Annotated in this window: 15 protein-coding genes and 4 tRNA genes; 16 read left to right on the forward strand and 3 right to left on the reverse strand. The window is 69.5% G+C overall.

From position 1 onward, the window contains the following. The first annotated feature begins 331 nt into the window (after positions 1-331). From ACFWP7_RS35415 to ACFWP7_RS35465, 11 genes are all read left to right on the forward strand, one after another. A tRNA-Ala gene (locus tag ACFWP7_RS35415) sits at positions 332-405 on the forward strand. A gap of 166 nt (positions 406-571) precedes the next feature. After that, positions 572-1,225: a hypothetical protein gene (locus tag ACFWP7_RS35420; RefSeq protein ID WP_384390305.1), complete on the forward strand. Its 654-nt coding sequence runs from the start codon at positions 572-574 to the stop codon at positions 1,223-1,225. Then, the gene (locus ACFWP7_RS35425; RefSeq protein WP_384390308.1) at positions 1,225-1,452 is read left to right on the forward strand and encodes a hypothetical protein; all 228 of its coding nucleotides are present in this window, start codon (positions 1,225-1,227) and stop codon (positions 1,450-1,452) included. The genes ACFWP7_RS35420 and ACFWP7_RS35425 overlap by 1 nt, the downstream gene beginning before the upstream one ends. Before the next feature lie 69 nt (positions 1,453-1,521). Beyond that, positions 1,522-1,857, forward strand: coding sequence for a hypothetical protein (locus ACFWP7_RS35430; protein WP_384390310.1), 336 nt, complete (start codon positions 1,522-1,524; stop codon positions 1,855-1,857). Positions 1,858-2,449: 592 nt separating this feature from the next. Then, a tRNA-Glu gene (locus ACFWP7_RS35435) sits at positions 2,450-2,522 on the forward strand. 22 nt (positions 2,523-2,544) lie between these two features. Then, positions 2,545-2,616, forward strand: a tRNA-Arg gene (locus ACFWP7_RS35440). 78 nt (positions 2,617-2,694) lie between these two features. Continuing rightward, a tRNA-Trp gene (locus ACFWP7_RS35445) sits at positions 2,695-2,765 on the forward strand. A gap of 196 nt (positions 2,766-2,961) precedes the next feature. Then, positions 2,962-3,504: a hypothetical protein gene (locus tag ACFWP7_RS35450; RefSeq protein ID WP_384390313.1), complete on the forward strand. Its 543-nt coding sequence runs from the start codon at positions 2,962-2,964 to the stop codon at positions 3,502-3,504. Continuing rightward, positions 3,501-3,731 (forward strand): hypothetical protein, encoded by a 231-nt coding sequence (locus tag ACFWP7_RS35455; RefSeq protein WP_384390316.1) that lies wholly within the window; start codon positions 3,501-3,503, stop codon positions 3,729-3,731. Before ACFWP7_RS35450 ends, ACFWP7_RS35455 begins: the two co-directional genes overlap by 4 nt. 121 nt (positions 3,732-3,852) lie before the next feature. Then, positions 3,853-5,118 carry a hypothetical protein gene (locus tag ACFWP7_RS35460; protein WP_384390318.1) on the forward strand — a complete coding sequence of 422 codons (1,266 nt, stop codon included), beginning with the start codon at positions 3,853-3,855 and terminating at the stop codon, positions 5,116-5,118. 44 nt (positions 5,119-5,162) lie between these two features. Continuing rightward, positions 5,163-6,077: a hypothetical protein gene (locus tag ACFWP7_RS35465; protein ID WP_384390320.1), complete on the forward strand. Its 915-nt coding sequence runs from the start codon at positions 5,163-5,165 to the stop codon at positions 6,075-6,077. A gap of 16 nt (positions 6,078-6,093) precedes the next feature. Here the strand turns inward: ACFWP7_RS35465 and ACFWP7_RS35470 are convergent, their stop codons facing one another. After that, on the reverse strand, positions 6,094-7,104 hold the full coding sequence (locus tag ACFWP7_RS35470) for a hypothetical protein (protein ID WP_384390322.1): 1,011 nt from the start codon (positions 7,102-7,104) through the stop codon (positions 6,094-6,096). 359 nt (positions 7,105-7,463) lie between these two features. Here ACFWP7_RS35470 and ACFWP7_RS35475 point away from each other — a divergent pair, with 359 nt between their 5' ends. Then, positions 7,464-7,895 (forward strand): hypothetical protein, encoded by a 432-nt coding sequence (locus tag ACFWP7_RS35475; protein ID WP_384390325.1) that lies wholly within the window; start codon positions 7,464-7,466, stop codon positions 7,893-7,895. A gap of 120 nt (positions 7,896-8,015) precedes the next feature. Here ACFWP7_RS35475 and ACFWP7_RS35480 read toward each other — a convergent pair whose 3' ends face one another. Both ACFWP7_RS35480 and ACFWP7_RS35485 read right to left on the reverse strand, forming a co-directional pair. After that, complete coding sequence (locus ACFWP7_RS35480; protein ID WP_384390327.1) at positions 8,016-8,945, reverse strand: hypothetical protein; 930 nt, start codon at positions 8,943-8,945, stop codon at positions 8,016-8,018. 66 nt (positions 8,946-9,011) lie between these two features. Further along, positions 9,012-9,398 carry a hypothetical protein gene (locus ACFWP7_RS35485; RefSeq protein ID WP_384390329.1) on the reverse strand — a complete coding sequence of 129 codons (387 nt, stop codon included), beginning with the start codon at positions 9,396-9,398 and terminating at the stop codon, positions 9,012-9,014. 154 nt (positions 9,399-9,552) lie between these two features. On the opposite strand from ACFWP7_RS35485, the gene ACFWP7_RS35490 reads away from it, so the two are divergent. The 4 genes from ACFWP7_RS35490 (at position 9,553) to ACFWP7_RS35505 (ending at position 11,842) form a co-directional block, all read left to right on the forward strand. Beyond that, a complete protein-coding gene (locus ACFWP7_RS35490) occupies positions 9,553-9,879 on the forward strand; it encodes a hypothetical protein (RefSeq protein ID WP_384390331.1) in 327 nt (108 codons plus the stop codon). A 39-nt stretch (positions 9,880-9,918) separates the two neighbouring features. Continuing rightward, on the forward strand, positions 9,919-10,488 hold the full coding sequence (locus ACFWP7_RS35495) for a hypothetical protein (protein ID WP_384390334.1): 570 nt from the start codon (positions 9,919-9,921) through the stop codon (positions 10,486-10,488). Beyond that, the gene (locus tag ACFWP7_RS35500) at positions 10,488-10,724 is read left to right on the forward strand and encodes a hypothetical protein (protein ID WP_384390337.1); all 237 of its coding nucleotides are present in this window, start codon (positions 10,488-10,490) and stop codon (positions 10,722-10,724) included. The genes ACFWP7_RS35495 and ACFWP7_RS35500 overlap by 1 nt, the downstream gene beginning before the upstream one ends. A gap of 584 nt (positions 10,725-11,308) precedes the next feature. After that, complete coding sequence (locus tag ACFWP7_RS35505; RefSeq protein WP_384390340.1) at positions 11,309-11,842, forward strand: hypothetical protein; 534 nt, start codon at positions 11,309-11,311, stop codon at positions 11,840-11,842. The last annotated feature ends 57 nt before the right edge of the window (positions 11,843-11,899 follow it).

Consider the following 11,899-nt stretch of genomic DNA (forward strand, 5'->3'; position numbering starts at 1 on the left):
GGGTGGGGCCGGACGTCATTGTCGCCCGCCCTGGACGGCCGCGAGGCCTTCTCCTGGTCTCGGGTGGGTCTGGCAGAACCCAGGTAGCACAAGGCCGAGCGGCCGGCAGAGACGAACTCCTTCGACGGTAATCGCAGTTCACTCACAGTCGAGGCCATCCCCCCTGCTTCCCCGCGGATTGGCAGCCGTCAAGGAGGGGCTCACAACGCCACGCTTGACCCTTTTAAATTGACACATGCCCCCATTGTGGGTAAAATAATAAGCGTCAAGAGGGGTGATCGACCTTCTGGACGCCGGACAGTGAAGGGCGGCCGACCCGACCTGCCCGGCAGGCCCGTAGCTCAGTCAGTAGAGCGGCCCCCAAGCCGGGGGACGGTCAGGGGTGCAATCCCCCTCGGGCCACCAGGCGACTGCCGCACCCATGCGGCGGTCGCACACCGCGAGGACGCCGAGCCCGTCCCCAGACGACGAGGTCGCGCCTGCGACCCGAGCCGCGCCCACGCGCCCGCGGCAGGCACCCCGCGTCGACGACATTCCCCCAGTTCGCTAGAGACCGTGAGGACCTCGCACCATGCCCAACCTGAAGCCCGCTGACGCTGCCTACGCATGGATGAGCGCCCAGGACGGGCCTGTGACGTACGAGGACATCGCCCACGCCATCGCCGACGACACCAACACCGAGGAGTGGAACGCCGCTCACAGGGCCATCGTGCACCTCGAGTTCGAGGGTCGCCTGGTCAACTTGTCCGCCCGCGAGTGGGGCAAGGTCGGCGTCACGGCCCGTAGCCCCCGCAAGGGCCGTCACCGGTACCTCGCCACCGACGCCCAGTTCAAGGCGTGGAACCGGCCCGTTTACTCCGTGATGTGGGTGTCCTCGGACTTCATCGGCGAGACCGACGCCGATGCCTGGACGCGCGGCTACGCGCTCAAGGGCGTGAAGATCACCGGGGACGAGTACGACATCAATGGCATCCGCTCTGATGACTGGTCGCGCTACTTCTGGACCGGTCATGCCCGCAACGCGGCCGACGCGTACGCGCAGGGGTTCCTCGGGTGCGCCTACGACGTATGGGACCGGTCCGACTTCGAGGCGGACGTCGAGGAGATCGCCGAGATGGTCGCCCGCGTGCACGACGAGTTCGTCGACGCCGACACCAGCGACCCCGAGTACATCGCCGCCGTCGTGCGTGACCTGCAGGCCCGCCGTGCCGCCGAGGCGGCTTGATGCTGTACCGCGAGGGAGAAGTCAACTGCGGCCACTGCCGCGAACCGCAGGGCATCGCCGTCGACGACTACAACGGCGAGACGCACGAGGACGGCGACGTCACGTTCACCCGCGAGCCCTGCATGCGTTGCCGCGTCCACAGCGTCGGCGTCCAGGAGCGCTGCGACGACGACTGCCCTGACTGCGAAGACCGCGGTGATGGTCTCGGCGACGCAGCCGAGGACTGACGAATCCGCTGCGGCGGCACCCGCCCGCCGCCCCGTACCCGGCGGAACCGGGAGATCGGAGGAGCCGCGATGAGCCTGGACCACTCGTTCTTTGCCGTGTACGGCGCTGAGCTGCCCGGGGCGGACTGGGAGCACGTCTATGACCGCCTGGAGGACCTGCGCCGCACTCAGGGCCCGGCCAGTGACACCGAGGACGTGCAGCTCTTCACCGTCTCTGGCGACCGGGACCCCTCTCGGGTGTTGATCGGGGCCGACGTCGTGAGCTTCGAGCCCGGCAGCTGCAAGCCCGTAAGCAAGTTCACCCCGTCGCCCAAGCGGGACAAGGCCCTGCGGCGGGCCGCTGCATTCGTGGGGCACGCAGAACCTGTCGAGCCCGGTTGGCTGTTCGTGTACGACCTGAGCTAGCCGGGCGCCGCTCGGCGGCCGCCGGCCTCATCGTCGGAGAGGCACCCCTCACCACCTGATGACCCTTTTAATTTGACACATGAGTTCCGGTGTCGTAAATTAGAAGAGTCAGCGGGGGTGATCAACCCCGCAGGCGCCGTACGGCGACGCGGACGCGGCCGATCCGCACCGTACGGCAGGCTCGCAGCTACCGGAGCTGGCCTTGACGGCATTCGAGGCGGGGGTTCAACTCCCCACGAGTCGCGACGTGTTGGCGCACTCCACCCACCGGCGCTCCGGCAGGGCACACGCCAGCACATCAATCGGACCAGACCGACTGATCCTCGGTCGGGTTGAAGGGGGGAGGACGCTTCCCCTGGAGCGGTAGCTCAGTGGCAGAGACCCCGTTTGGGGTGGTCGCGGGTTCGAGTCCCGTCCGCTCACAAAGTGTCAGCAGGGAGGTGAAGTTCCCCGCGGATCCGGCCTAGCTGACACGCATCCGTTTGCAGCACCTGGGGAGGTCCGCAAAACGGACCGGCCCTCGGCCGGGGAAGGTGATGGACGGGTCCTCGCGGACCCAACCTGATCTGGTCCCCGCGCCGACGCCGGACACGCCCTCGTGGAGTAGTGGATTTCTCGCCCGGCTCTCAACCGGGAGATCACGGGTTCACATCCCGCCGAGGGTAAGCAAGTTGCGCAGTGCGCGCCGCTCCTGTCGTTCAACGGAAAGGACGCCGGCCTACGGAGCCGGAAATCGGGGTTCGAGTCCCTGCAGGAGCACTGCCTGACCGCTGTCGCGCCGTCCAACGGTGCCCAGAGGCGATGGCCCCGGCATCCGGGGCGCGATCGCCAACCCCCGGGGGTGTAGCTCAGAGGCAGAGCGACGGTCTCCAAAGCCGGCAGCGCAGGTTCGATCCCTGCCACCCCCGCCCTGTCTTCCTCTCGCAATGCGTCGCGCCGCTGGACGTCTTCCTCGGCCGTCCCGGTCAAGGGAGATCGCCGGCCATCTCACCCGACGGGTTCGCCCGGCTGTCCTGCTGCTCTGTAAGGGAGTCCGCCATCGCCACGCAGTACCCCCTCTCCGGAGTCTCGAGGGTCATCCACCCCGACGGCACCGTCGATCGCGTGGAGTTCCACGACCGACCGCAGACGGCCGACGAGACGCGAGTGTTCGCCAAGTACCGCGACCTGTCGCCGCTGGAGCTGATGCGACGGCTGCGCACCGCCGAGTGGAATGCGGACGTCGCCCAGTCCGAACGCGATCAATGGAAGACGAGCGCACAGAGGCTTCAGATGGAACTGGCCCAGGCGGAGCGGAAGCTGGCCGCGATCACGCCGGACGGGTGGGAACTGCCCAAGACCGTCCGGGAGCTGCTCGCGCACGCCGAAGCACACGGCTGGCGCTCTGCGCGGACCTGGACGCCGCACGGAACGGACGAGATGCTCCTGAAGATCGTCATCGGCCGGGACACCCTTCCCTCCGACGCCCCCTCGCGGGGAACCCAGTGGCGCTTCGATTTGACCTGGAGCTGCGTACCGGGCTCGGCCCGCCGGGCCCGTGCCGGCCTTGCTCGCACGCCTGATCGCCCGAAATGGCATGACGCTCCGTCGGTGCGCAAGATCCGCAAAGTGATCAGTGAGCACCCGTACGCGAAGGGCGCAGCGTGATCGCCTTCGCAGTCCTCGCCCTGCTCGCTTTCGGCTACGCCACGGGTCGGCTCCGGCCCTGGGAGCGCTTGGGGACGTGGGTGGAGGACCTGCTCCTGCCGCACAACCACAAGCGCTGGCTCGGCAATCGCGTGCGCGAGTGGGCCCTCTTCGCGGCCCTGGCAGTCACGCGGCCCTGGGCCGCACTCGACGTCTGGCGGACGCGCAAGCCCCCGCAGACGCCCTGAACACCGTCCCCCGTCACCCTGCCGTCCTCAGCCGAGGTCGCTCAGTCCTGAGAGGGGGCGTGCGCCTGCAGTGATCTGGCGCCGCCCCGAACCGAAGTCGCCCGTACAGCAGAGGAGTTCCTTGACCGTCCGCCATCTCACCGAGCGCGTGGAGCTGCCGCTGCCCGGCATCGGCTCCGCCTCAGCGCGCGTCACCGTCCTGGAGCGCGGCCGCGTCCGCTACGTCGTGCGTGCTCCGCACGTCCACGGGACCTTCGTGGTCGTGCCGGAACACATCGCGAACGGTCCGATTCTGCCGGCCACCGTCGCGGTGCAGTTCGGTGACGGCATTGAGCCGCTCGGCAGCTTCTACCGCGAGCACCGGCCCGACGAGCCGGTGGTGCACGGCGTCCGGGTCCATGGCTGGACCGGGCACCTGTACCCGGATGACCTGCCGACCGGCTGGTTCCTGGGCCGCTACGCCGCCGGCCTGCGCAACGGCATTCACCATGAGCTCACCCGCGGCACGCGGCGCCGCACCGAGGCCGTGATCCTCGCCATCGTCACGCACTGGCGCAGCCTGCCCGATCGGCGTGCCCGCATGAGGACGGCGGCGCAGGAGAAGGCAGCGGAGTACGCCGAGCACGAGGGCAACTGCGCGACTGCGGCGGAGGCCCAGGCTGTCGAGCTCGAGCAGGAGCGCCGGGCCGTACGTCAGCGGCTCTGTGCGCTGGCCGGCATTCTGCGCCGCCGCCCGCGTGCCGTGCAGGCGCCGGATCCCGAGCCGGTGCAGCTGCAGATCGAAGATCCCCGCCGGGGTCCGCTCGGGCAGATCACGGTGCGCGAGGTTGCGGTGAACGCCGAGGTCGCGGGCAGCGTCGTCTACGAGGTGACGGGCGCCCGGGTTTTCGGGCGGTTCACCGTCGGACCGAACCGGTACCGGCCGGAGCCGATCCCGCAGGGCATCTGGGTCGCCTACGGCCACGCCAGCGACCGCTACTACGAGGACGAGCGGGCGCACGCGCCCGTGGTCAACGGAGTGCGTCTGTGCGGCCAGTGGGACCACGACACGAGCGACGACATCACTCCCACCGCCCCGGACACGATCGGCGCCAGGGTGCCGTCCCGGGGCTCGGCGCCGTACGCCACCGAGCGCCGCACCGCAGCTGTCGTCCGCGCGCTGGCGCTGCACTACCTGCGCCGGAAGGACCTGGCCGCACTGCGCCTGGCCGCCGGGCAGGCCAACGTCCCGAGCCTGCGCGCAGACGCACGGCGGTCGCTGAACGAGGTCAAGCAGCAGCTGGCCATCGAAGAGCGCAATGCGCGCCGCCATCGGGCCCGCGAGCGCGAGCTGCTCTCCCTGGTCCCCGGCAGCCCTCGCGAAGACCTGCTGGCCGAGGCCGCTTGATGGCCCCGAGTCCGCCGCCGTACCCCGCCCATGGAGTGGAGATCATGCACAGCAACGTCATCGAGCAGCGGATGCAGAAGGCGCACGACGACTTCGCCGCCCGCGGCCGGGCCGTGGCCGACATCCTCAACGCCGAGGACATCCAGGGCGGAGGCTGGACGGCCGCGGCCGGGGTCAACGTGTACGGGTCGTTCACCCTGCACCACCCCGCGGGTTTCGCCGTCCACGTCGCCCGCCTCACCCCCAACCTCTCCGGAGCAGCCGGGCGGCGCCTCACGGTCGACGGCCACTACCCGCGGGAGTATTACGGCGACCGTGCTCCGACGATCGGCGTCGGACTCGACCAGTCGGCCACCTGGCTCGCGCGCAGGATCGTCACCAAGTTCCTGCCCGCGTACCTGAATGTGTGGACTACGGCGATGCTTCACAAGCGGCTTGAGGAGCAGCACACGGCGGCCCGGACCCGGCTGAACGCCCGCCTTGAGCGGGCGCTGCCCGCGCTGGGGCCGGGTGCTGTCGCCGGCGGCCCAGACCGCCTGCAGTCATACGCGTCGGTGAATCACCAGGTGGAGGGGGAACGGACCATGTGCCGTGTGAAGGCCCGCCTGAACCACCCCGGAACCGCGGTCGATCTACGGTTGGACTGGGTGCCTGCGGACCTTGCCGTTCGGATCCTCCAGGCCCTCAATCCCGCACCGCCCTTGGAAGGCCGGATCATGCCCGGTGCGCGGGCACTGGACGCCTCCCCCGAGGCGATCGCCACGCCGCAGATCCTCGTCGGCGAAGTGGTGCGCGGGGCACAGGCCAGGCGCCCGCGGCTGCCCGAGGGCCGACGCACGATCTCCCAGCCGGTCTACGAGCCGTGGTTCGCCACGAGCCGCAAGCGTCGTCCGCTCACGATGCCACGGGGAGAAGCAGCACCCGCCGAGCGGAAGCCGCTCCGACGGCGCGCTGTGTGACATGGCCGAATCCACTTCAGGCGGTCTCGCCGGGCTGAGCGATGCCCGCGGCGGCGCGGACCTCCCTCAGCAGGACGCCGGCCTGCTGCTCGTCGATGGGGTCGAGGTAGAGCAGTCGCATCAGGATCATCTCCGCGCAGTTCCACCGCCTCTGCCCGTGTGCGACCCGCGCCAGCCCGTACAACCCGCGCAGCAGCGGCCGGTTGGACTCCTCCCGCCACAGGAGCACCCCGCCGTCGTACATCGGGAAGGCGAGCGGCACCTCGGCGACGGCGACCGCGCATTCGTACCACCGGCGCGCTGCGTCCAACACATCGTGGTCCCGCTCCAGGCCGGCCTCGCCTGCGGCGGCGAGATGGAGTTCGGCCTTCACCACGTACGCCTCGGCCGCCGCGGGCTGCTCCGCGTGCAACTGCTCCAGGCGGGCGCGTGCCTCATCCGGCGCGAGGCGGAGCAACTCCTCGCGGACGGCGGGCAGGAGGCTATGAGCGTCCGGTAGCCGGTAGACGGGCCGGACGCCCTGGGTGAGCACATGGCGCCGCCACCGGTCCGGCTCGTCGACCGGCTCCAGCAGCGCCTGGTCGACCTCCTCGGGTTCGTCTTCCCAGTCGTCGTCTTCCTCGGGGGCGCCGTAGTCCAAGGGCTCCACCCCGGCCGCGGCAAGGTAGGACGGGTCGAAGGTGCTTCCGCACGGCTGTGGCTGGTCCTGGTCGCGCGCCCGGTCGGCCGCCTTCATCGCCTCCATGCACAGGCCGGAGTGCAGCAGCTCCATCGAGACCGCGTGGTACTGCTGCGGCCACATGTGCGCGCCGATCCCCGGACCCCAGAACTCGAGGTCCTGCTGCAGCAGGAGCCGCAACGCCATGTCGCAGCCGGCGGCGTCGAGCCGCGGGCCCTGCTGCATGATCCGGTCGGCGTTCTCCTGCACGGTCGTCAGGGCCTTCTGGTAGCCCATGCCCGTTTCGCGGCTGAGCCGGCGGGCGATCCGCGAGAAGTGGGTGGGTGACGTGCGGGGAGTGGTCGGCATGGCGCTCTCCTGAACACGGTCCCGCAGATCGCACCGCCCACCTCGATGCGCCGACAGGACCGACAGGCCGGGCGCGAAAGCTGCACTTGCTCTCCGGGGCCGAGCACCGGCTCGGTTCACTCAGGACGGCCAACGGTGGGTCAAGCCGACGAGCGCGCGTCCCCTGGGACGCACCGCGCCCAGAGTAGCGGCCTGCTCGACGCCGATGCTGGCCCTTCGAAGGTTCTCACCCCGTCGAGGGACTGCTGCACCGGTGGAGCAGTGCCCTGAGCAGCGCAACTGCGGTGTCGGCACGGTCTGTCAGCATGGGCACGCCGCTCATGGAGCGGCCGACCAGACAGCGACGAAAAGGGGAGATCGTGGCCACATTCGAGGAGCAGATCGACAGCATCGGCGTCGAGCCGATCACGGCAGGGGTGGTGCTCTCGTTCACGTCCACCCTGCGGGAGTCCGAGTCCAACCCGCGCGCGGGACGTCCCCGGGTGAAGAACGCATCGGTGTTCGTCGCCCACGATGAGCTGCGCGCGATATGCGAAGCCCTGGCGCAGGGAGAGGACTACCGCAGCCCTGGCGACAAGGACGCCTTCCGCGGCTTCCTCATCGAACCCTGGGACGAGGATCCGGACGTACGCGGCTCCTTCCAGTTCTTCGCCAGCGGCAGCGTCCTCGAGGTCGACCTGAGCGAGCGCACTCAGTCCGAACTGCTGGGGAGGCTGCAGCAAGCCCTGGAGAAGACCGAGAGCGAAACGCACATCCGCTTTTACGACCACCGCGGCGTCAGCCTGAACTGACGCCCTGGAACGAGCGCATCGCCCTGGCCCCGTGACCGTCCCCGCCAACACCGCACGGCAAGGGCCCAGGTGGCCGCCTCCGTCGGCCGGCCGTCGCGTGATCGCGACGGCCGTGGCGCTCTACCAGGCGGCGACGCGGGCGATGTGCGCGAGCAGCGCAGCAGTGACGTCGGGTGAGGGCGGAACCTCGGCGTTGACGGTCATGGTCGAGGCGTCGAAGTCGCGGCTGGCCGTGTGCGTGATCGTGGCGTTGTCTCCGTCGCGGCTCAGCGCGAAGGCCGGCACCCCGGGCAGGCGCTCGGGCAGGTCCGGTGCCGCGGCGGCCCCGCTGGCGGGCATGGCGTCGTCGAGGTCGGCCAGGTCGGCGGCGAGGTGGCGCAGGTGCCAGTCCTCGTGCGCACACGCCCCGTGGCACTTCACCCCGGCAAGGCGCCGGGCGCCGGGCGCGTACAGCACGTGCCGAGTGTGGTCCCGGTAGTTCTTCGTGTGGACGGCCGTCTGCTCGGCGCCGGGATTGAGCCGGACGATCCAGAAGGCATCGCCGTCCGGGTCCTGGAACTGCCAGGTCATGCGGATCTCGGCGGCGATGGCGAGGTCCGGCCAGTCGACGGCGACGCCGGTGTCCTGCCCCTGCCAGGTGTGCAGATGCACGCTGCTGCGGCCGGCGGCCGGGTCGGCGATCCACATTCCGGGGGTACGCGGCCAGTCCCTTACGCGGCCGAGCAGCAGCACGGACTGGCCAGGCCAGTTCGGGAGCGTCGGATGCTCGCGGGCGTTCTGGTAGACCGGGCAGGCCCCGCACTGCACACGCGGTGTTTCCGGCGAGGCGTTCGGGACGTGCCGTGAAGCGAGCTTCGAGCCCATGCACCGCTCGAAACCGCCCCAGTGCTGACGACCGGTGCGGGCTTCGAAGAGCGAGGCGAATCGGATCGGCCGGAGCCCGCAGTGGGCGGGGGTGTCGAAGTGGGCGTTGAGCGAGAGCCTGTTCCACCCCTGGCCGTCCGGCCCGCGCGGGCTGTACTCGTGGGGGTTGTCGAGATAGATGGGCACAGGGCCTCCGTTCGGGGATGGCGCTTGGGCATGCCGGGGTGAGGCGGCGCAGCAGGGGACGATTGATCAGGCGCCGGAGCCGGGCTTCTCGCTGGCAGTGGAACAGCTGGGCAGCGGCACGGGGTTGAGCATCGGGTCGACGAGCTGGGCGTTCCAGTCCTCCTCGTCGGCGAAGACGGTGTCGCATCCGGCGGTGCAGATCAGCTGGCCGGGCTTGAGGAGCCTCTGCACCTCGTGCACAGGCGGGTGGCGGTAGCCGATAGCGGATCCGTGGTTGCAGAACCCGCGGTCACGTACGGCGTGCCAGGCATCGGCCTCGGCGTTCATCTGCGCCATCTCCAGATCGACGTCCAGGCGCTGAGTGAGGATGGCCTCCAACTCGTCGGCGCTGCTCTCGTCGGCGTACAGCAGGTTGGCTCCTTCGGCGAGGGCGGGACCCGGTGCAGTGAACACCGGAACACTTTTAATGTACATAGAACGGCGGTGTCCGTCAACGTAAATGGATCATAGAGCTGACCCTTAAACTTTGACTGTTACCCACTCTCCAGGTACATTGAACTCGTGAGGGTGGGAGCGCCCCGCGCACCCTGACGACGAGGAGAGCGTGATGGAGCAGTTGCCGGTCGAGATCACCGTCCACCGGGTCTACGAGGACGGAATCGTGGAAGACCTGACCTGCCCGCCGGGTCATGACCTTTGGCGGGCCCTCGACTTCGTCCAGCGGGTGATCGCGAAGGGGCACTGGGTCCTCATCGTCCCGGACCAGGGATGCGGCCTCATCGCCGAGCTCTCCGCCCCGATCGCGCCGGGCCTGCTGTCAGAGATCGTGTCGAAGTCGATCGACGCGGGCCAGAGCACGCTCGTCCTGCCCCAGGCCATCGACCGGTCGGCCATCCTGCCGGTTCTGCGGAGCCTCTCCCCCGATCCGTCCTAGCGAGGACGTAACGAAGTGCACTCAACAGAAGGAGACTGCGTGACCAACCTGACCCCTCTGCCGCTGACCGGCCTCGAAGTGCCGCACACGCGCTACCGGATCACCAGCCTGCATCAGGTGACCATGAGCTGCGGCGTTGCGTTCAGCGCGAATGTGCGGGAAGGCCGTGCTCTGGTGGGAGTGATCGAGAACCATGGTCGCGGCGGCGGCACTTGGTTCACCCCGGCAGACCGCACCGGCCGCCAGGGAATGGCCGAGTTCACGCGCACCTGCCGCTGGAAGGGCGAACCGATCAGCGAGGAGGAGGTGTACGACCACCTCATCGACGAGTACGACCTGGCCCGTACGGCCAAGCAGTACGCGCGGAAGCGGACGAGCCTGGTGCGCGGGCTCGACGCCGACGGGCACACCGAGCACATCATCGAGGCGAAGGTCCCTGCCGTCTGGCTCGCCAGGGGCGACTACCCGTACATGGGCCAGCTGGCCCGCGGGCTCTCCCGGTACCAGCCCGTGGCTGAGGTCTGGCAGGTGTGGGACGGTGAGCGGTGGCAGGAGATCGTCCTCCCTGACATCGCCAACAGTAGTTCCACGGCGGTGAGTTCGGCGTGATGGCCATCTGGTACCGGGCGAGCGACGACCGCCGCATCGTCGTCCACCTGGAAGATCCCTCCTACGGCATCGACAGCGCGCGCTTTGCCCGGTGCGGCGCCCTGCTCGCCGAGATCGCACCCCCGCTCGGTGAAGGCGACACCCGGCGCCTTTGCCGTACGTGCGGCCTGGACGACGACGAGCTCGGCACGACTCGCTCCGATTTCCATCGCATCCAGCCGATCGCAGTCGCATAGACCGCTGCCGCCGGTACGGCGCTGAGGTCGGCCGAACCGTGCCCGGCGGTATCTCCGGTAGGCGACGTGCCGTGCTATCGGGCCGCGATCTGACCCAAGGCCCGTGAACGCTGCCGGGGGCCGTAGGAGCGTGGTCTGCACGGAGCGTCGTGCGTGGCAGGTTCTCCAACCGGCACGACTGCCTGCCCCGTAGACGCGCGCCGAGATCGGCCGGCGGGCCCCGCTCGCCGAACTCCTCGCGGGGGTATTGCGGTGCCTCGCAACACCCCCGCGAGGAGTTCGGCGCCGGCCACTGAAGGGAACATCGGGCGGCCGTCGCCGAATCGGGCGTGAAGCCCGGCGTGCCCTGATCTATTTCTCTGCAGTGCCCTTGACACCCTTTTAGGTGTTCTGTCATGTTCCGGCCGCAGATGTGCGGCGATCGAGAGGGGATCCCCATGGCGCGACGAAGTGAGTACGACGACGGCCAGGCGGCGAAACGACTGAAGGTCCCTGTGGCGGCCTTCCGGTGGGCGCGGCACTGCGGGCTGGTTCCGGAGCCGGATTTGCCTGCTCAGCGGTGGTCTCGGAGCACCGTGGAGGTGATGGATCCAGACGCGATCCGCGGAGCGCTCTCGCGCACGCCGATCTCCGGTGGCGCCGCGGCGGACCGGATTGCCGAGGCGCTCGGCACGCCGAATGCGATCGGCGAGAAGGCCTCAGTCACCTCGTTCGTCGTCCGCAGGCTGATCGACCTGCGACTGCTCACCGATCTCAGCACCAACCCTGACGGGTCCCTGGTCAACCCCGAGCAGGTGGACGTCGTCTGCGCCCGCGATGACCTCGCCGAGCTGGTGGCCGCCAACACCCCGCTCGGGCCCGACCAGGCCGCGCGGCGACTGTCCGTCCGCAGGACCGACTTCGACCACATGCTGCGTCTGGGATGGATCAGGCCGGCCGACTCCGTCGAGGTGCGGTTCGGCACCTCACGTGCCGGAGCCGTCGACGTCGCCCTGTTCCGCACGAGCGATGTCGATGGCCTTCCGACCGCTCACCCGGAGATCGGCTGGGACACCCTCCGCGCCGTCCAGAAGGGACAGCGTTCACCACTCGCCGCCCTTGCTGCAGCCTCCGCCTGACGAGCACGAGCTAAGCGGACGGCAGCGCTCCTCGTCTTGGCCCACCGTCGCCCGCGA

Origin of the sequence: Streptomyces sp. NPDC058470 (assembly GCF_042721055.1) — a bacterium.
GTDB lineage: Bacteria > Actinomycetota > Actinomycetes > Streptomycetales > Streptomycetaceae > Streptomyces.

What these genes read in the sequence shown, in the direction of transcription:
- ACFWP7_RS35420 (WP_384390305.1), top strand. Translation starts at nt 572, where the DNA reads ATGCCCAACCTGAAGCCCGCTGACGCTGCCTACGCATGGATGAGCGCC.
- ACFWP7_RS35425 (WP_384390308.1), top strand. Translation starts at nt 1,225, where the DNA reads ATGCTGTACCGCGAGGGAGAAGTCAACTGCGGCCACTGCCGCGAACCG.
- ACFWP7_RS35430 (WP_384390310.1), top strand. Translation starts at nt 1,522, where the DNA reads ATGAGCCTGGACCACTCGTTCTTTGCCGTGTACGGCGCTGAGCTGCCC.
- ACFWP7_RS35465 (WP_384390320.1), top strand. Translation starts at nt 5,163, where the DNA reads ATGCACAGCAACGTCATCGAGCAGCGGATGCAGAAGGCGCACGACGAC.
- ACFWP7_RS35470 (WP_384390322.1), bottom strand. Translation starts at nt 7,104, where the DNA reads ATGCCGACCACTCCCCGCACGTCACCCACCCACTTCTCGCGGATCGCC.
- ACFWP7_RS35490 (WP_384390331.1), top strand. Translation starts at nt 9,553, where the DNA reads ATGGAGCAGTTGCCGGTCGAGATCACCGTCCACCGGGTCTACGAGGAC.
- ACFWP7_RS35500 (WP_384390337.1), top strand. Translation starts at nt 10,488, where the DNA reads ATGGCCATCTGGTACCGGGCGAGCGACGACCGCCGCATCGTCGTCCAC.
- ACFWP7_RS35505 (WP_384390340.1), top strand. Translation starts at nt 11,309, where the DNA reads ATGGATCCAGACGCGATCCGCGGAGCGCTCTCGCGCACGCCGATCTCC.